The 19974-nt window shown below is 43.2% G+C and carries 16 protein-coding genes; 4 read left to right on the top strand and 12 right to left on the bottom strand.

Going from position 1 to position 19974, the window contains the following annotated elements; all coding sequences use genetic code 11:
- Window positions 1–82: 82 nt before the first annotated feature.
- From ACVRYP_RS10035 to ACVRYP_RS09995, 9 genes are all read right to left on the bottom strand, one after another.
- Entirely contained in the window at window positions 83–1306 is a 1224-nt protein-coding gene (locus ACVRYP_RS10035) for a CHAP domain-containing protein (protein ID WP_447468574.1), read from the bottom strand.
- Window positions 1307–1491: 185 nt separating this feature from the next.
- Window positions 1492–3507, bottom strand: coding sequence for an ATP-dependent DNA helicase RecG (gene recG, locus ACVRYP_RS10030; RefSeq protein ID WP_447468573.1), 2016 nt, complete (start codon window positions 3505–3507; stop codon window positions 1492–1494).
- A 13-nt stretch (window positions 3508–3520) separates the two neighbouring features.
- On the bottom strand, window positions 3521–4645 hold the full coding sequence (gene alr / locus ACVRYP_RS10025; RefSeq protein ID WP_447468572.1) for an alanine racemase: 1125 nt from the start codon (window positions 4643–4645) through the stop codon (window positions 3521–3523).
- On the bottom strand, window positions 4638–4997 hold the full coding sequence (gene acpS, locus ACVRYP_RS10020) for a holo-ACP synthase (protein ID WP_447468571.1): 360 nt from the start codon (window positions 4995–4997) through the stop codon (window positions 4638–4640). The genes alr and acpS overlap by 8 nt, the downstream gene beginning before the upstream one ends.
- 258 nt (window positions 4998–5255) lie before the next feature.
- Complete coding sequence (locus tag ACVRYP_RS10015) at window positions 5256–6308, bottom strand: 3-deoxy-7-phosphoheptulonate synthase (protein WP_447468570.1); 1053 nt, start codon at window positions 6306–6308, stop codon at window positions 5256–5258.
- 1 nt (window position 6309) lies between these two features.
- Window positions 6310–7341, bottom strand: coding sequence for a 3-deoxy-7-phosphoheptulonate synthase (locus ACVRYP_RS10010; RefSeq protein ID WP_447468569.1), 1032 nt, complete (start codon window positions 7339–7341; stop codon window positions 6310–6312).
- A gap of 44 nt (window positions 7342–7385) precedes the next feature.
- On the bottom strand, window positions 7386–9911 hold the full coding sequence (gene secA / locus ACVRYP_RS10005; RefSeq protein WP_447468591.1) for a preprotein translocase subunit SecA: 2526 nt from the start codon (window positions 9909–9911) through the stop codon (window positions 7386–7388).
- Between the two features lie 128 nt (window positions 9912–10039).
- Window positions 10040–10906 (bottom strand): fructokinase ScrK, encoded by an 867-nt coding sequence (gene scrK, locus ACVRYP_RS10000; protein WP_447468568.1) that lies wholly within the window; start codon window positions 10904–10906, stop codon window positions 10040–10042.
- Window positions 10907–11030: 124 nt separating this feature from the next.
- On the bottom strand, window positions 11031–12920 hold the full coding sequence (locus ACVRYP_RS09995; protein WP_447468567.1) for a sucrose-specific PTS transporter subunit IIBC: 1890 nt from the start codon (window positions 12918–12920) through the stop codon (window positions 11031–11033).
- A gap of 208 nt (window positions 12921–13128) precedes the next feature.
- Here ACVRYP_RS09995 and ACVRYP_RS09990 point away from each other — a divergent pair, with 208 nt between their 5' ends.
- From ACVRYP_RS09990 to ACVRYP_RS09975, 4 genes are all read left to right on the top strand, one after another.
- The gene (locus tag ACVRYP_RS09990) at window positions 13129–14574 is read left to right on the top strand and encodes a sucrose-6-phosphate hydrolase (RefSeq protein WP_447468566.1); all 1446 of its coding nucleotides are present in this window, start codon (window positions 13129–13131) and stop codon (window positions 14572–14574) included.
- Window positions 14564–15532 (top strand): LacI family DNA-binding transcriptional regulator, encoded by a 969-nt coding sequence (locus tag ACVRYP_RS09985; RefSeq protein ID WP_447468565.1) that lies wholly within the window; start codon window positions 14564–14566, stop codon window positions 15530–15532. Before ACVRYP_RS09990 ends, ACVRYP_RS09985 begins: the two co-directional genes overlap by 11 nt.
- 120 nt (window positions 15533–15652) lie before the next feature.
- Window positions 15653–17224 (top strand): ABC transporter substrate-binding protein/permease, encoded by a 1572-nt coding sequence (locus ACVRYP_RS09980; protein ID WP_447468564.1) that lies wholly within the window; start codon window positions 15653–15655, stop codon window positions 17222–17224.
- Window positions 17217–17957: an amino acid ABC transporter ATP-binding protein gene (locus ACVRYP_RS09975; RefSeq protein WP_447468563.1), complete on the top strand. Its 741-nt coding sequence runs from the start codon at window positions 17217–17219 to the stop codon at window positions 17955–17957. Before ACVRYP_RS09980 ends, ACVRYP_RS09975 begins: the two co-directional genes overlap by 8 nt.
- A 111-nt stretch (window positions 17958–18068) precedes the next feature.
- Here ACVRYP_RS09975 and nusB read toward each other — a convergent pair whose 3' ends face one another.
- From nusB to efp, 3 genes are all read right to left on the bottom strand, one after another.
- A complete protein-coding gene (gene nusB, locus ACVRYP_RS09970) occupies window positions 18069–18506 on the bottom strand; it encodes a transcription antitermination factor NusB (protein WP_447468562.1) in 438 nt (145 codons plus the stop codon).
- Window positions 18499–18888, bottom strand: coding sequence for an Asp23/Gls24 family envelope stress response protein (locus tag ACVRYP_RS09965; protein ID WP_307121965.1), 390 nt, complete (start codon window positions 18886–18888; stop codon window positions 18499–18501). The genes nusB and ACVRYP_RS09965 overlap by 8 nt, the downstream gene beginning before the upstream one ends.
- A gap of 306 nt (window positions 18889–19194) precedes the next feature.
- Window positions 19195–19755: an elongation factor P gene (efp, locus tag ACVRYP_RS09960; protein WP_307121946.1), complete on the bottom strand. Its 561-nt coding sequence runs from the start codon at window positions 19753–19755 to the stop codon at window positions 19195–19197.
- Window positions 19756–19974: the final 219 nt, after the last annotated feature.

The following is a 19974-nucleotide window of genomic DNA, read 5'->3' as shown; positions in this document are numbered from 1 at the left end:
TTTGACTTTCCTACTAAATGAATAAAGAAAGAGAAGCCCAGCATGAGCTTCTCTAATTTTGAATTGTATTGTATAGCCGGAATTAAGCATTTGGATAAATGTAATACACTGTTCCACCACCCCAAATTGAGTGGGTCGGGTTAAACCATCCACGGTAATTTGCAATCGATTGGTTGCCTGCATAATTAGATTCAGAAACCTGAATACGTGTAGAGGATTCAACACTGGTAACAACAGCTACGTGTCCATAACCGCCACCATCGTTAGGCCATACTGCAACTGCTCCAACGGCTGGAGTTGTTCCAACAGTAAATCCAGCAGTACGCGCTGAGCTAACCCATTGACCAGCATTGCCCCAATTATTGCCAACCCATGGTGCTAATGTCTTAGCACCCCAAGTACATTGACCGATAGGATATGTGTTAGTTGTTTCTGAACTTGGCGATGTTACTGTAGCAGAACGCAACGCTACAACTGGTGCTACTTCAGCACTTGTTTGAACAGCTGGTGCTGGTGCTGGCGCTACTTCAACAGATTGAACAGTAGTGACCTCTGCTGCTACTGGAGCTGGTGTTTCAGTGGTTATTGCTGGGACTGCCTCTGCCGATGTAGTAGATGTAGTAACTGCAGGAGTTGTTTCAGCTGGTGCTACTGTAACATCTGTTGTTGTGGTAACTGGAGCCACTTCAGCCGGTGCTGGTGTAGCTTCTACTGGTGCAACGGCTTCTACCGTTTCTGCTGGAGTTGTGACGGAAGTTACTTCCACTGGAGCCGGTGCAACTTCTACTGGTTCAACAACTTCTACTGGTTCAGTTGGAGCTACTTCTACTGGAGCTGGTGCAGCATGTTCAACATAGGCACCAGCGGAAGCTGGTGAAACCGTCAATTCAGGATTACTTTCTAGTGCTGGTACAGAGTCATTAGCTTCTGCAGCTTTAGGCGCTTCAACCTTAACGTCAAGAACTTCAACTGTTACAGAAGAATATCCTGTTCTAACAGCCTGAATATCTTCATAAGCAACTTCCTCAGTTTCAATAACTTCTTCAGAGACTGGAGCAACTGACGGATTAGACTTATGTGCTAATGTTAAAATAGAAGCGGAAAAAACCGTTTCCGGATTAGCATTTTCTTTTTCAGTGACGATCTCACTAGATTTTAAAATCGCCTTAGTCATTTCAGTAGCCTGAACACTTGGTTTACTGCTAGCAGGTTTAGTTCCTGTTACTTGATTAGCCTGAGCAGTTAAACCAACAACACCGCCCAAAGTTGCCGTGCTAAATAGTAAGCTCGAAAATATCTTCTTCATACTCTATACATTTCTCCTGTTTATCATGAATTCATCAGTAATAATATTTTAACAGAAAAGGATTAGGTTTTGTATTACACTTTTTTGACAGATAGGCCTTCAATTGTTACAGTCAAATGACAACCTGAAGTGTCTGTTTGTAAGCTAACTTAAGTTAACTTGGTTTAGCAATTCTTTTAACCTTTTTAATCGAACTTAGATGTTTGATCTAAGTTTCTCGCAATGATGTTCCAATCAGCATGATCCGCCCAATTAGGATCTTGAACAATCTTAGTAGCCATTTTTCTGGCTTCTTCTAAAATCGGGTAATCTTCAACAATATCAGCTACCTGAAATTCTGGAATACCGGATTGACGAGTCCCAAAGAGTTCCCCCGACCCTCTCATCTTAAGATCTTCTTCTGCCAAAATAAAGCCATCCGTTGTTTCCGTCATGATGCTCATTCGTCGTTTTCCAGACTCTGTTTTAGGATTAGCAACTAAAATAGCATAAGATTGCTTGTCCCCTCTACCAACCCGACCTCGTAGCTGATGCAGCTGGCTGAGGCCGAAACGATCAGCATCCATGATAATCATGATAGTAGCATTGGGAACATCGACCCCAACCTCAATCACTGTCGTTGAGACGAGTAGGTCAACCGCCTTAACCTTAAAATCTTGCATGATGTCGTCCTTTTCCTGAGCCTTCATTTTCCCATGCAAAAGAGCTATCTTAGCCTGATCTTTAAAATAAGACTGCAGATCTTCGGCTAAAGCAATGGCATTTTTTAAGTCCAGCGCCTCTGAAGCCTCAATCAATGGCGAAATCACATAGACTTGAGCACCTTTTTCCAGTTCAGATTGAAGCCAGCTAAGGACCTGTTCAAATTGTTCATGTTTAACCCATCGGGTAACAATGGGTTTGCGCCCTGCTGGCAATTGATCGATGATGGAGACATCCATTTCACCGTACGCTGTGATGGCTAGTGTTCTAGGAATTGGAGTCGCCGTCATCATTAGCACATCGGGTTGCTCCCCTTTTTCCCGAAAAAGGCGCCGTTGGTTTACACCGAATCGATGTTGCTCATCCGTAATAACTAACCCTAAGCGGTGATAACTTACCCCTTCTTGAATCAAGGCATGAGTCCCAACAATCATATTAACCCGTCCATCTGCTATCTGTTCAAGAATCAGACGTTTTTCGGACAGTTTCATACTTCCAGTTAGGAGAGCAATGGAGAGATCTGGAAAGAGTTCCGTTAAAGTCGCAAAATGTTGTTCTGCTAAAATCTCTGTCGGCACCATGATGGCGGCTTGGAGCCCCGCAGTAACGGCAGCATACATGGCTAATCCTGCAACCACGGTCTTACCAGAACCAACATCACCTTGGAGCAGTCGATTCATATGGCGAGGGCTAGCCATATCCTTTAGTATCTCATCAAGACTCCGATTTTGAGCATCTGTCAGAGAGAAGGGAAGCTTTTTAATCCGACCGTCAAGCAGGTCTTGTTGAAAGAGAATAGACAGACCAAAATCAGCCGATTTTGTCTTTTCCCGTAAAACCTGAAGACGCATCTGATAATAAAACAATTCCTCAAACTTCACTCGCCGAAGAGCTTGCCGATACTGCTCTAAATCTTTTGGGAAATGCATGGCTACCACAGCAGATTGCCGATCGATGAGACGGTATTTTTCAAGCAAGACCTGAGGTAAATTTTCCTCTAACAGTTGGTGATAGCCTGCCTGAAAAGCAGCCGTCACTAGCTTCACTAAGTTAGCTTGGGTAACCCCCTGACCGACATGATAGATTGGCTGCATATCATCTTGGGCTTGGGCTAAAACCTTCATACCTGTCAAGGCCGCCTTCTTCATATCCCATTTTCCCCAGATAGCGACTTGCTCTCCTAATACAATCTTATCAGCTAAATATGGTTGATTAAAGAAACTGACACCGACAACAACCTCACCTTGCTTTATTTTGAAGCTCAGTCGATTACGTTTGTATCCATAATATTGGACACTGGCAGGCGTGACAACTTGCCCGACAACCACTGCTTTTTCACCATCTAAGAGTTCTAAAACTTCTCTGGATTTAAAGTCCTCATAACGAAAAGGGTAATACACTAGCAAATCACCGACTGTTTCCAAGTCTAATTTTAAATATTTTTCAGCAGACTTGGGTCCGACTCCTGGCAAAACAGTTAATCGATCAGTCAGTTGCATGGTATTCCTCCTTTTAGCAATTAGTTTTCTCTTCCTTCAGATAGCGACGGGCAATGCGATCACTCAGTAAGCAAACAATTTCGTAGTTGATTGTCTCCCTGTAATTAGCCCAATCCTGAACCGTAATCTGCTGTTCCCCATTGGTTCCAATCAGGGTCACATTCGTGCCTAATGGGTATTTTCGGGGAAGACGGACGGTCACCTGATCCATAGACACCCGGCCTACTATTTCACATAATTGCCCATCAACTAAGACCTTAAATCCTTGCATCTTCCTAGTTAGCCCATCAGCGTAACCGATAGGAATGGTTCCAATCCATTCTCTCTCGCTCGTCTGATAGGTTGCCCCATAACCAATTGTACTTCCAGCCGATACCTGCTTGACATGAACTAAGGACGTTGAAAGGGTGAGGACTGGTTTTATATTTAAAGGCATCTCCAGTGTTTGTCCGCTGGGGTTCAATCCATAGAGCACATCTCCCAAGCGAACAGCATCAAAAACTGTCTCTTGATGCCAAATGGCCGTCGCCGAGTTGCTGGCATGGACCATCTTAGGTTGTTGAGGTAGATTAGCCAGCATATTTTTAAAACATGTCAATTGTTTCTGAAACTGCTCATCATCCTTTTCGTCTGCTGTTGCAAAATGGGTGAAAACCCCTTCAAAAGCCATCTGATTAATAGACAATTTTTCAATCGCTTTTTCAACGGTTTGACTGTCTCGAAAGCCTATTCGCCCCATGCCAGTATCCACTTTTAGGTGAACAGTCAGACCCGCAACTTCAAGGCCACTAGCTAACACGGACTCCAACCATTCCAGAGAGGCCACTGTTACAGCTATTTGGTACTTGAGCGCCAAAGATACACATTCTACTGGAATAACGCCTAAAACCAAGAGAGGGGCTGAAATACCTGCCTCTCGTAGTTCTATCGCTTCGTCAATATTGGACAAGCAAAACCCAGCCACATCTTTTTGCAAATAGTTAGCCACCTCTACCGCTCCATGCCCATAAGCATTGGCTTTAACCACTGCCCAAGCCTGAGTTTTTTCTGGCAACGTCCTCATAACTTGTTGCAAATTGTGACCAATATGTTCAAGATTAACAGTGACCACGGTTGGTCGATGCTGTGCACTAATCATCTTTTTCCTCCAAAATGACACTAGACTGAACAAAATCACCCGAATGACTAATAGACACCCAGACCTCGCCAGAAAACGGATGCTTGGTAAATACAGGAGCACCTAAATCATTTGATAAAATTTCTAACTCTTGAAAACTAATTTGACCAATTCCTGTCCCCCAAGCCTTAGAAAAAGCTTCCTTTGCTGACCAGCGACCAGCGAGATAGCTGATTTGGCGTGAGCCTTTTAAGCTATCAAAGACCTTGGTTTCTTCCTCTGTAAGAACTTTTTGGGCAAAACGTGGGCTCTTGGCGTGAGCCTTTGCCACTTGGCTGATAATTTGTAAGTCAATCCCGTGTCCAGTTATCATGGAATGTGAACCTCTCTAAAAATAAGGAGCCAGTGGACTCAGTCCAGCTGACTCGCCGACAGTTAAGCAGTATAGCTCTGATCTTAAATTTAAAAAGACCTAGACTTTTCACCTTTAATTTCACATCAATGGAAATTAGGTTAAATTGCTATAGAATTTGAATACTCAGATAGGCAAAAGAGAAATCAACAACTGGCCTTGACCTTCGTGACTTGTCTTGTCTATCAGGATAATAAGTGACAGTAGATTCTCTAGATGTTATAGGGCCTCTTCAAGTGACTCGTGTTTTGTTGTTTCATAAATTTCACGAACGAGGCTTTCTGTCTTTTCCCAACCTAGGCAAGGATCAGTAATAGACTTGCCATAAACCAAGGGTTGGTCCTGACGACCATCTTCGATATAGGACTCAATCATAAACCCACGGACAAACTGATTAATCTTAGCATTCCAATCACGATTAATTAGTGTCTGACGAACAATCCGAATTTGTTCTAAATAGTTTTTTCCGGAATTGTCATGATTGGTATCGATAATGATGAAAGGATTTGCTAGGCCCATTTTTTCGTACTGAGCAATCGCTTTTAATAAAATATCATAATAGTAATTTGGCTCATTTTCACCGTGCTCATTGGTTGCACCGCGCAAAATGGCATGGGCCATAGGATTACCATCTGTATCCACTTCAGCACTGTTAAAGAAGAAATTCTGCTCATTTTGAGCCGCAAAAATCCCGTTAAACATGATGTTTAGATTTCCCGATGTCGGGTTTTTTAAGCCAACTGGGACATCAATCCCAGAAGCCACAAAGCGGTGTTCCTGATCCTCGACAGACCGAGCTCCCACAGCATGGTAACTTACTAAATCATCGACTAAAACAAGATTACTTGGATAAAGCATTTCATCAGCTGTCGTCAATCCAGTCTCAGTAATCACCTTGTAATGCAACTTACGAACAGCTTGAAGGCCATTGATGAGATCTGGCAATTTAGACGTATCAGGTTGGTGAACTAGTCCTTTATAACCTGAACCATTGGTCCGTGGTTTAGCCGTGTAGACACGCATGACCATAAAAATCTTATCTTTGACTTCTTCTTGAAGGTTAGCAAGACGATGAGCATAATCTAAGACTGCTTCTTCGTTGTCTGATGAACAAGGTCCAATAATCAAAAGCAGGCGATCATCCTCGCCTGTCATGATTTTTCGGAGTTCCTCATCACGCTTTTCTTTTCTTGCTAGAGCTTCGCCCATCAACTGCGTTGGTGCCTTAACTTTAGCAACGTCAATCAAATCGCCTTTTCGATGAATCCCCATTTTACTCTCCCAAGGTTCTGTATATTTCTTGAATTAAACTTTCTGTCTTATCCCAGCCAAGGCATGGATCGGTAATCGATTGGCCATAAACGTTAGGTTCATCTTGACGACCATCTTCCAAATAGGACTCAACCATAAAGCCACGAACAATCTGGTTGATTTTTGGATTCCAAGCGCGATTAATCAGGGTCTGACGGATAATACGTATCTGCTCTAGATAATTTTTCCCTGAATTATCATGATTGGTATCAATGATGATAAAAGGATTAGCCAAGCCCATCTTCTCATACTGAGCAATGGTTTCTAACAAATTATCATAGTAGTAATTAGGCTGAATTTTTCCAAATTCATTGATAGCACCACGCAAAATGACATGGGCTAAAGGATTACCTAGCGTCTCCACCTCTTGTCCTGTGAATAAAAAGGACTGTTTGTGCTGAGCAGCATAGACTCCATTAAACATCACATTAAGATTACCAGACGTTGGATTTTTCATACCTGTTGGCACATCGATACCCGAAGCCACAAAACGATGCTGTTGGTTTTCAACCGAACGGGCACCAATCGCTATGTAGGACACCAAATCCTCAACCAAAGGTAGGTTTTCTGGATAGAGCATTTCATCTGCTGTTGTTAAGCCTGTCTCGGTAATCACACGATAATGCAAATTACGAACGGCACGAATCCCATTGATTAGGCTCGGTGCCGCATCTGTTTTTGGCTGATGCATCATGCCTTTATACCCATCACCGTTGGTTCTTGGTTTAGCCGTATAGACACGCATAACCATAAAAATGCGGTCTTTAACCTGTTCTTGCAATTTAGCTAAACGATTGGCATAGTCTAATACGGCCTCTTCATTATCAGAAGAACACGGGCCAATCACCAAGAGGAGACGATCGTCTTCCCCTTTAATGATAGCTTCTAATTCTTTGTCGCGAGCTTCCTTTTCAACTAGACAAGTGCCTGTCAATTTTGAAAGTGCACGCACTTCATCCATATCAATTCTGTTACTAGTCGCTTTAAATGTCACTGTTTCCCCCTATATCGACAGTTACTCGAGTTGTAAACGGCCTCTCAGGCACGCCCATGACAGTTCTTGAATTTTTTACCAGATTGGCAAGGACAAAGTTCATTACGTCCAACAGATGTTAAATCAAGATCTCTTGGCAAGGCAGCTTCTTTAGCTGAAATATTACGTGTTGCCGTCGTTTGAACATTTTGAACCTTGCGTTCCCGCTCAATGTTATCATGGATTTGAGCCTTCATCATGAGACGAGTAACATCAAACTCAATAGCTCCAATCATGTCATTAAACATTTTAAAGGCTTCTGACTGATACTCAACAACAGGATTATTTTGCGCATAGCCACGCAGTCCAACCGCACTGCGGAGTTGATCAAGAGCATCAATATGATCTGTCCATTTACTGTCAACCACACGTAAAATCAATACTTTTTGGAATTCTTTAACAGCATCTTCATCGCGTAATTTTTCAACCTGATCGTCATAAATTGCTTGCGCTTTTTCAAACAGGAAATCTTTGATTTGTTGATTATCTAAATCAGCTAAATCCTCTAAGGTCAACTCATCTTCTGAGACAAGGGCCATGTGGGCAAAGTTTAGAATAGAAGTTTTAGCTTCGTCACGATCTTTAAGATGGGCATAAGCATCTACCTGACGCTCGATTGTCCGACGAATCATGGCCTTGATTTCTGGTGCCAAATCACGATCTGAAGTAATCACATCATATCGTTCACGGTAGATAATTTCACGTTGTTCACGCATGACATCATCATATTGAAGAACTTGCTTACGGGAATCATAGTTATTCCCTTCAACACGTTTTTGGGCACCTTCAACTTGGCGAGTCAACATACCGGACTTGATAACAGACTCTTCCTCAGACAAGTTCATGCGATCCATGACAGCTTTTATACGTTCTGAACCAAAACGGCGCATCAACTCGTCTTCAAGAGAGAGGTAAAATTGTGATTCACCGGGATCCCCTTGACGACCGGAACGTCCACGGAGCTGATTATCAATACGACGGCTCTCGTGACGCTCTGTCCCGATGACGGCAAGGCCACCTAGTTCACGCACACCTTCACCAAGTTTAATGTCGGTACCACGACCGGCCATGTTGGTTGCAATCGTCACAGCACCGCGCTGGCCTGCATTCATGATGATCTGCGCTTCTTTGGCATGGTTTTTAGCATTCAAAACTTCATGTGGAATTCCTTCTGCTACTAATTTTTGTGAAATGAGTTCAGAAGTTTCAACGGCAACCGTTCCTAAAAGGACAGGCTGTCCCTTCTCATAACGAGCCTTAACATCTTGAACAACAGCCTTATATTTAGACTCAAGGCTTGGATAAAGCAAGTCCTCATGGTCAATACGAGCTATCGGTTTATTGGTAGGAATTGGAATAATGCGCATGTTGTATATTTCACGAAATTCTTCTTCCTCGGTTTTACCAGTTCCTGACATCCCTGCAAGTTTCTTATACATACGGAACATGTTTTGGTAGGTGATACTAGCAGATGTTTTGGATTCATCTTGGATCGGTACACCTTCTTTGGCCTCAATCGCTTGATGAAGACCATCTGAATAGCGACGGCCTTCCATGGTACGTCCTGTAAATTGGTCAACGATGAGGATTTCTTGAGTATCCGAAACGACATAGTCCACATCCAAGGCCATAATATAGTTTGCCCGTAAGGCATTGTCGATAAAGTGAGTCAAGGTGACATTTTCGATGTCATAGAGGTTGTTTAGGTTGAAAAATTCCTCAGCCTTATCGATCCCTGACTCTGATAAGCCAATCGTTTTAGAAGGGACATCGATAATATAATCGTCCTTGGTAAGACTCTTAGCATAACGGTCAGCACGATTATAGAGCTGCCCCGCTTCACCTGTCTTAGCTCCTGACACAATTAACGGTGTCCGGGCTTCATCGATTAAGACCGAGTCCACCTCATCAACAACAGCATAATTAAGGGGACGTTGAACCATATCCTCAGCTCGGACAACCATGTTATCCCGTAAATAGTCAAAACCAATCTCAGAGTTCGTCGAGTAGGTAATATCACACTGGTAAGCTTCTCGTTTTTCAGCTGGTGATTTGGCTGCTAGGTTGATTCCCACAGACAACCCTAACCATGAATAGAGTTCCCCCATTTCGGTCGCATCACGTGTCGAGAGGTATTCATTGACTGTTACAACATGAACTCCTTCACCGCTTAGAGCATTCAAGTACACGGGCATGGTAGCTGTCAAGGTCTTCCCTTCACCAGTCCGCATTTCTGGCATGTCTCCCTGGTGAAGAACAATACCACCCATGATTTGGACATGGTAGGGGTAGAGTCCCAAAACGCGCTTAGAAGCTTCACGGACAACTGCAAAAGCTTCATAAAGCAAATCATCCAAGGATTCGCCATTTTGATAACGTTGCTTAAACTCTAGTGTTTTCGCCTGCAATTCTTCATCACTTAGGGCAGCCATCGCATCAGCATAGTTCTCAACCTTAAGTGCCATTTTTTCTAATTTTTTCAATTCTCCCTTATCGTTTTCAATAAGAGTACGAAGCAAATTATTTCCCATCATTTTTCCTTTCGAAGGTAATCACCCTATCATACCACAAACCTCATCATCTTTCAACAATTTCTCCACCGAAATCGCCTTTCAAAACTATAAAAAAGCGCGAGGTTTTCGCGCCTTTTGTCAGATTACTAAACGATACTCTTTGCTAAGGCAAAATTGCCATAGGTCGCTGAACCGTTTCCTGCAATAGCCGGTGTCACGATATAGTCTTCCATATCCGGAACAGGAACGTAATTATTCATCAGCTTCGTGAAAAGCTCACGAACACGATTGAGCATGTGTTCTTGCCCCATGACCCCTCCACCAAAGACTATCACTTCCGGACGGAAATTAAGGGTCGCAGCAACAGCTGCTTGCGCAATATAGTATGCCTGAACATCCCAGACATAACTATCTTTTTCAATATTTTCACCACGAACACCAGTCCTCGCTTCAAGACTTGGTCCTGCTGCCAAGCCCTCCAGACAAGCCCCGTGAAACGGACAAATTCCGTCAAAATCAGCATCGTCCGGATGCTTGGCCACGTACACATGCCCTGCCTCAGCATGGCTGATACCGCCGATAAATTGGCCGTTTTGAATAGCTCCTGCACCGATTCCAGTTCCAATCGTGTAGTAAACTAAACTATCAACACCTTCACGAATGAGAGCCTCACCATAAGCAGAAGAATTCACATCAGTCGTAAAATAGACCGGAATATTGAGGGCAGCCTTAATCGGACCAACCAAATCCGTGTTTGCCCAAAACGGTTTTGGAGTACTGGTAATATAGCCGTAGGTTTCTGACTCCGGATCAATATCCGCTGGTCCAAACGTCCCAATCGCAAGGGCTGCTAGATTATCAAATTTTTGAAAGAATGCGATGGTCTGGGCAATGGCTTCTTGAGGCGTTGCTGTTGGAAATTGAACCTTCTCAATCACCTTAAAATTCTTATCACCGACAGCACAGATAAACTTTGTACCACCGGCTTCTAAACTACCGTATAATGTTGTCATATGAGTTCCTCTTCATTTCAATCGGATTTCAATAATCCCCTTATAGTTACATGATCTATTATAGCACGAATCTTGCATATTATAAATCACCAAAAAAGGGCCTAGGCCCTTTTGTATGATGACATTATTTTGCTAGTTTCAAGAAAGCATCACCTTGTGCAACTGTTCCTGAAGCAAGAGCATCTACTGACGCATAATCAGCTGTGTTTGTCACAATCACCATCGTTGTTGTATCAAGTCCTGCCTCAGCAATCACTGCCGGGTCAAAGTAACCAAGAACATCACCAGCTTTAACCTGGTCTCCAGCAGAAACCTTCATGTCAAAGCCACGGCCATTTAAGGAAACCGTATCGATGCCGACGTGGATCAAGATTTCAGCACCATTAGTTGTTTTCAAACCATAGGCATGGCCTGTTTCAAAAGCAATGGTAACTTCAGCATCTGCTGGTGCGTAAACTACACCTTCAGATGGTTTCACTGCCAAGCCTTTACCCATCGCTCCTGATGAGAAGACTGGATCAGAGACATTTTCAAGAGCAACAACTTCACCGACAAGTGGAGAAACAAGTTCTTCACCAGCCTGATTAGCTACAGCTGAAGCTGGCACAGCAGAAACGCGTGGTTGTGTTTTGACAGGCTGTTCAGAAGCAGCAGAAGCCTTTTCTTCGTCTTCAAAACCGAAAAGGTAGGTCAAGGCAAAACCAAGAGCGAAAGATACTGCCACCATCAATAGATATTGTGGCAATTGCCCATCAATATAAAGCATTGTACCTGGGATAATTGTAATACCAGATCCGTTACCTGCAAGGCCAAGGATTGATGCTAAGGCACCACCGATAGCACCAGCAATCAATGACAAGAAGAATGGTTTGCGGTAGCGCAAGTTGACACCGAAGATCGCTGGCTCAGTAATACCGAGAAAGGCAGAAAGGGCAGCTGGAAAGGCAAGAGCTTTCAGTTTAGCATTTTTAGTCTTAACACCAACGGCAACAGTTGCAGCACCTTGAGCTGTCATCGCTGCTGTGATAATGGCGTTAAAGGCATTTTCACCACTATCAGCAAGCAGTTGGATTTCAAGCATGTTGAAAATGTGGTGTACCCCTGATACGACGATAAGCTGATGAACACCACCAATAATCAAACCAGCCAAACCAAATGGCAAGTCAAGAATAGCTTTTGTACCAAGCAGGATGTACTCTTCAACAACGTGGAAAACTGGTCCAATAACGAAGAGGCCAAGGATTGACATGACCAGAAGAGTAACAAATGGTGTTACCAAAAGATCAAGAACTTCCGGAACAAACTTGCGGACAAATTTCTCGAATTTCGCACCAACGATACCAATGATGAAGGCTGGAAGAACAGAACCTTGCAAACCTACAACTGGAATGAAACCAAAGAAGGTTGTTGGCTCAACCTCACCACCAGCAACTCCCCAAGCATTTGGTAAAGAACCAGAGATGAGCATCATCCCAAGAACGATACCGATCGTTTGGTTACCACCAAAAACACGGAAGGTTGACCATACCACAAGGGCTGGAAGGACAATGAAAGCTGTATCTGTTAAGATCTGTGAGTAAACGTTAAGGTCGTTTGGTAAGGTGATATCAAATGCACCAAGAAGACCACGAAGACCCATGAAGAGACCTGTCGCAACGATAGCTGGGATGATTGGAACAAAGACGTCACCGAAGGTACGGATGGCACGTTGGAACCAGTTCCCTTGTTGAGCTGCTTCTGCCTTCATTTCATCTTTTGATGCAGTTGGCAAGCCAAGCGCTACCACTTCATCATAGATCTTATTAACAGTACCTGTACCAAAAATCATTTGGTATTGGCCTGAGTTGAAGAAAGCTCCTTGAACTTTCTCGATGTTTTCTGCACGGTCTTTGTCGATCTTGTTTTCGTCAACAACCATGACACGCAAACGAGTCGCACAGTGTGCTACGCTACGAACGTTTTCACGTCCGCCGAGCGCCTCGATGACCTCTTTTGCAATTTGTGTGTTATCCATTTGCAAAGAATCTCCTTAATGTATAGAATGATTTGTTGAAAGCGGTTTACGTTTTCTTTCGCTTTCTATTTTACCATCTTTTCAAAATATGTCAACCGTTTATCACAATTTTATTTATTTTTACAGTTAGAAGTTGATTTTTCAACGGAAAACGGTTACTATATAAAGAGAAGAAGAACCATCCTTTGATGGCATAGAGGAGTATATCATGGCTTTTGATAGCAACCTGCGTTACCGCCCTTATGAGGACTGGAGCACTGAAGAAATTAAACAAATCGAAGAAAACGTCGCCAAATCACCTTGGCATAGCCACTTTCACATCGAGCCTAGACGCGGACTCTTAAACGATCCTAATGGATTCTCCTACTTTGATGGTAAATGGCAACTCTTTTACCAGTGGTTTCCATTCGGAGCAGCCCACGGCCTTAAATCTTGGGTTCATACAAGCTCAGAGGACTTGGTCCATTTTGAAGAAACTGGTATTGTCCTGGAACCAGATCACCCATTAGATACTCATGGGATGTATTCTGGCTCTGCCATGCAGATGGAGGATCAGCTCTTTATCTTCTATACCGGTAATGTCCGCGACAAGGACTGGATTCGTCATCCTTACCAAAATGGCGCTCTGATGGATAAAGACGGTAAAGTCGTCAAGTTCGACCTGCCACTCATTACCCAACCTGCAGACACGACAGACCATTTCCGTGACCCACAGATTTTCCTCTATGACGACCAGTACTATGCCATCATCGGTGGTCAAGATTTAACCAACAAAGGGATTATCAAACTTTACAAGGCTGTGAATAACGACTACAAAAACTGGGAGGAAGTGGGCGATTTAGCCTTTGGTAATGACCGCACAGCCTACATGATGGAATGTCCAAACTTGCTCTTTGTCGATAACCACCCAGTCTTGCTCTACTGCCCGCAAGGCCTTGATAAGGCAGTTCTAGACTACGATAATATCTACCCTAATATGTATAAAATCGGGCAAGGATTCGATCCTGAAAAGGCTGAAATCCTGGAACCTTCAGCTCTTCAAAATCTCGATTATGGCTTTGAATGCTATGCAACGCAAGGCTTTAATGCCCCAGACGGTCGTGCTCTCACTGTCAGCTGGTTAGGACTTCCAGATGTTGCATACCCAACAGATGATTACGATTATCAAGGCGCTCTTTCTTTGGTTAAAGAGCTTAGTCTCAAAGATGGTAAGCTCTACCAGTATCCTGTTGACACCATCACAAGCTTGCGTCAAGACGAAAAAGCATTTGCTGCTCAAATGGAGACCAACAATATCTACGAATTGCAGTTAACCATTCCTAAGGACAGTCAGACGGAATTAGTTCTCTGCGCAGATACTGATGGCAAGGGTCTCAAACTGTCCATCGACCTTCAAGAAGGGAGCTTTACCGTTGATCGTAGCCAAGCAGGCGAACAATACGCTTTGGACTTTGGTCAAACCCGCAGTTGCTCTCTTGACAACCAAAACACTACTCTTGCTATCTTTATGGATAAGTCCATCTTTGAAATCTTTATCAATAAAGGAGAGAAGGTCTTCTCCGGTCGCGTCTATCCGAACGACGACCAGACTGGCATTCGTTTGACACAAGGTCAGGCAGAAGGTACCTTCTACACATTAAACCATGGTCGCTAAACTTACCGACGTCGCTGCCCTAGCTGGTGTCAGTCCAACAACTGTTTCACGGGTCATCAATAACAAGGGCTATTTATCTGACAAAACCATCCAGAAGGTCCACGCCGCCATGCGTGAATTGTCCTACAAACCCAACAATCTTGCCAGAAGCCTGCAGGGCAAATCGGCCAAGTTGGTCGGATTGATTTTTCCTAAAATCTCCAATGTCTTTTACGCCGAACTGATCGAGCACTTGGAATTGGAACTCTTTGATCGAGGGTATAAGACCATTATCTGCAACAGTCAAAGTGAACCGGAAAAAGAACGCGAATACCTGGAAATGTTGGAAGCCAATCAGGTCGATGGCATCATTTCCTCCAGTCATAACTTGGGAATTTCCGATTATGACAGGGTTTCAGCTCCTATCATTGCTTTTGACCGCAATCTCTCTCCAAGCATCCCAGTTGTTTCTTCAGATAACTTACAGGGTGGAAAATTAGCGGCTAAGCAGCTTATCAAAGCTGGCTGTCAACGACCTCTTATGATTTCAGGAAACGATGATTCTAACTCCCCTACTGGCTTACGCCAAGCAGGCTTTACGGAGCAGTTACCAGAAGCACCAGTTATTCATGTTTCGTCTAATTTCTCAGCCCTTCGAAAAGAGATGGAAATCAAAACCATTTTGAAGAAATACCAACCGGATGGTATATTCACCTCAGATGATTTAACGGCTATTCTGGTACGGAAAATTGCTTTAGAATCTGACTTAACTATTCCTCAAGACCTTAAATTGGTCGGCTATGATGGCACCGCCTTTATGGAAACCTACTTTCCTCAGTTAACCACCATCAAACAGCCTCTCAAGGAAATTGCCCAATTGATGGTCGACCTCTTGGTTGAACGCATTGAACAAGGTCAAGAACCGCCTGAAAAACATTATATCTTGCCGGTTACTCTTGTAGCAGGAACAAGCGCCTAACTCAAGTCATCATTTGAAATCACAGATTGCAAAAGTCTGTGATTTTTTTATCCAATTAGTTGCGAATTTTTAGAATTTTATGTAAAATGTTAGACTGAATCATTATAATGAGGAGTCTATATGAAAAAGACATTTTTAAGTCTAGCTATGCTTTTGGTAAGCTTCTTTAGCTTTGTCAGCATTGCTCAGGCAGAGGATAACTATCTCCGTGTCGGGATGGAAGCTGCTTATGCACCCTTTAACTGGACACAGGACGATGACACAAATGGAGCCGTTCCCATCGAAGGAACCAATCAATATGCCAATGGGTACGATGTCCAAGTGGCCAAGAAGATCGCTGCCGATATGGGCAAGGAGCTCTTGGTGGTCAAGACCTCTTGGACCGGCCTCATTCCAGCCTTAACCTCTGGCAAAATCGACATGATTGTCGCTGGGATGAGCCCAACAGAGGAGCGAAAACTGGAAATCGCCTTTTCAGAAAGCTACTATACCAGTGAACCTGTCCTCGTCGTCGCATCAGATGGCGATTATGCAGGGGCGACCTCAATCGAAGACTTTGCAGGAGCCAAAGTAACAGCCCAACAAGGGGTTTGGCATGTCAATCTCTTAACCCAGTTGACAGAGGCCAACATGCAGACCCCTATGGGAGACTTTTCGCAAATGCGACAGGCCCTTCTAGCTGGCGTCATTGATGCTTACATCTCTGAACGCCCTGAAGCGATGACAGCTGAATCTGCTAACAGTAAATTCAAAATGCTGACATTGGATCCAGGCTTTGAGGTGGCAGAGTCTGACGCTGCCATTGCTGTTGGTATGCGTAAAGACGATGTCCGCATCGTCCAAGTTAACGAAACCATCACAAAAATGACTATTGATGAGCAAGTAGCCCTTATGGATGACATGATCACCAAACAGCCACTGGAAGAAGTTGACAGCGATGAGACACCTTCCTTCCTGTCCCAAATGACCACTATTTTGACTAAAAACTGGCAACAATTACTCCGCGGGACAGGCATGACCCTCTTGATTTCTATTGTTGGTACAATCATCGGAACCATCATCGGACTGTTAATCGGTGTTTACCGTACCGCTCCAAGAGCTTCCAATAGCCTTCTTGCAGGCCTTCAAACCCTCTTTGGCTGGCTGCTCAATGTCTATATTGAAGTCTTCCGTGGCACACCGATGATTGTGCAAGCTATGGTTATTTATTATGGTACGGCACAAGCCTTCGGACTTAATATTGATCGAACACTTGCTGCGATTTTTATCGTTTCCATCAACACAGGTGCCTACATGAGTGAGATTGTCCGCGGTGGTATCTTTGCTGTAGATAAGGGCCAATTTGAAGCAGCGACTGCCCTTGGCTTTACGCATGGTCAGACCATGGGCAAGATTGTCCTTCCTCAGGTGATTCGTAACATTCTTCCAGCAACAGGAAATGAATTCGTCATCAATATAAAAGACACCTCCGTTTTGAATGTGATTTCCGTTGTTGAACTCTATTTCTCAGGAAATACCGTGGCCACTCAGACCTACCAGTACTTCCAGACCTTTAGTGTCATTGCTATTATTTACTTTGTTCTCACCTTTACCGTAACCCGCATCTTACGCTATCTTGAAAAACGGATGGATGTGGATACTTACACGACGGGAGCCAACCAAATGCAAATCGAGGAGGTGCCACATGTCTAATCCTATTTTAGAAATCAAACACTTAAAAAAATCCTTCGGCCAAAATGAGGTCTTAAAAGATATCTCCATGACTGTTCATAAAGGAGAAGTCATTTCGATCATTGGCTCATCAGGATCAGGAAAATCCACCCTATTACGCTCTATCAATCTACTAGAGGACCCGAGTGCAGGAGAAATCCTTTTCCACGGTGAAAATGTCTTGGAAAAAAACTTTAATTTAAAAGCTTATCGGGAAAAAATGGGAATGGTTTTCCAGTCGTTTAATCTCTTTAACAACCTTAATGTTTTGGAAAATGCCGTCGTTGCTCAGACGACTGTCCTTAAAAGAGACCGAGCAGAAGCTGAAACCATTGCTAAAGACAATTTGGAGAAAGTGGGTCTTGGTCAACAATACTGGCAAGCCAAACCTAGTCAACTCTCGGGAGGCCAAAAACAACGGGTCGCCATTGCACGCGCCCTTTCTGTCAATCCAGAAGCCATGCTTTTTGACGAACCAACGTCAGCCCTTGATCCAGAGATGGTCGGTGAAGTGTTGAAAACCATGAAAGATTTAGCCCAATCTGGCTTAACCATGATTATCGTGACCCACGAAATGGAATTTGCTAGAGATGTTTCCGACCGTGTCATTTTCATGGATAAAGGAGTGATCGCTGAAGAAGGCACTCCTCAACAACTGTTTGAAAACCCAAGGCAAGAGCGCACCAAAGAATTCTTACAAAGGTTTTTGGGGTAAACTAAAAAAGAGCAAAGGTGTCTCGTCTGAAATGATCCTAGACCTTTTACTCTTCACTATTATCATTCGATACTTTTAAGGAGCTGGACTAAATGTCCAGCTCCTTTAGTGTTATTCTCTTTCTTCCGTAACAAACTGTGTTAAAACACCATTGATAAACCGTGCTGATTGTGGATCTGAAAAGGCCTTAGCAAGTTCTACAGCTTCATTGACTGCTACTTTAGCAGGCGTCTCCTCAAAAAAGACTATTTCAAATAATCCCAGACGTAGAATCGTTTTGTCAACCATGGTTAAACGATCCATAGTCCATCCAGCTTTTAGCTTACCCATTAAAAGATTATCCAATTCAGACTGCTGTTGTTTAACCCCCTGAACAAGATTAAGCAAAAAGATTGGTAACTCTAAAGAATCCCCTTGAGCATCAAGTTCATCATTGCTATGGACATGTGCAAAACGTGCAGCATCCAATGGCTCTGCTCCAAAGTCAATGGCTAATAACGCCTGAAATGCCTGTTCTCGTAACTGACGACGCGTGAAAGATTTAGTCATCAAGGAAGTCCTCGTTAAACAAATCCTTCAAATCAGGTTTTGGTGTCTTGTCTGAAGCAATACCAATGACATGGATATTAGCTTCTGCGATTTCAACATCTGCATAATTCAAGACTGCTGATCTAACAGCTTTTTGAATTTCCATTGCCACAGAAGGGACGCTAACACCATACTGCATATAGACATAGATATCAGCAGTGATATTTCCCTCTTCATCCGTATGTAAATAGACGCCACGGCCTTTATTCGTCTTCACCAAACCATCTGAAACAGCCTTATTCCGAAGTGCATATACACCGTCTACTTTAGCTGCAGCGATGCCGGTAATTACTTCCAGCACGCGCGGTGCAATAACGATATCACCCAAGTTTTCCATCGTGATTTCCTTTCTATTTTTAGAAGTTAGATACTAGCTATATGACCTATATTTCTTTCTATAGACTCGGCTAGTTAATTCTTATCAGTTGAACACGACCTAAAAGCTCGGAAAAATGATTACATCTCCTTGAGTTACTATCTCAAGATCGCTCTTCCTATTTTTCGGTCGCTTTTTTAACGGCCTTTGTATCCTAGCAGTCGAACACAGCCTAAATCCCTAGATAAAATGCGGGGATCGCCTTGTGTCTTTAGACACTGTATCAATCCCCTTATTTTTCTTCGGGATTCTTAACGGCCTTTGTATCCTAGGTTAAGCGCGAGATACGTATGTTCCTTCTGCTGTGTTGACAATCAATTTTTGACCAACTTCGATAAAGTCTGGGACGTTAACGACAAGGCCTGTTTCAAGGGTTGCTGGCTTACCAGAACCTGTTACAGTAGCACCTTTAATAGATGGTTGTGTGTCAACAACAGTCAATTCAACGGTTGTCGGAACGGTCACACCGATTACTTCTGTCCCGTAGAATTGAATTTTCACTTCTGTATTTTCTAAAATGTATTTCAATTCATCTTCTACGTTAACCACTGGAATTTCATACTGTTCGTAAGACTCTGTGTCCATGAAGAACGCTGTGTCATCCATTTGGTAAAGATAAGTCGCAGGACGTGTCTCAATAATAGCTTGATCAAATTTTTCATCTGGACGGTAAGTCGTATCAAAAGTTGAACCTGTACGCACATCACGGAGTTTCATGCGCATGATGGTGTTTCCTTTACCTGGTTTGTGGTGGCTAGCTTCCAAAACACGCAACAGACGACCTTCATCTGTTGTAAAGGTCATACCAGCTCTTAATTTACTTGCATCTACCATTCGTATTTTACCTCTTCAAAAATTATTATTCGGTCTATTTTACCATAAACCAAGGGCTTTCTCAAATGTTTTCTTCTTCAAGTACTGATAGTTATCATTCGAAAGTGATAATGTCCTAGTTAGATCGAAGGTAAAAATGTCCCATCTGTTATTCTAGTATCATGCAAAGGATAGACTTAACCATGACAGAAACAAGAAAATACCAGACCATTAAGGCTG

Source organism: Streptococcus rifensis, from assembly GCF_053203525.1.
This window is presented reverse-complemented; position numbering and strand designations above follow the sequence as displayed.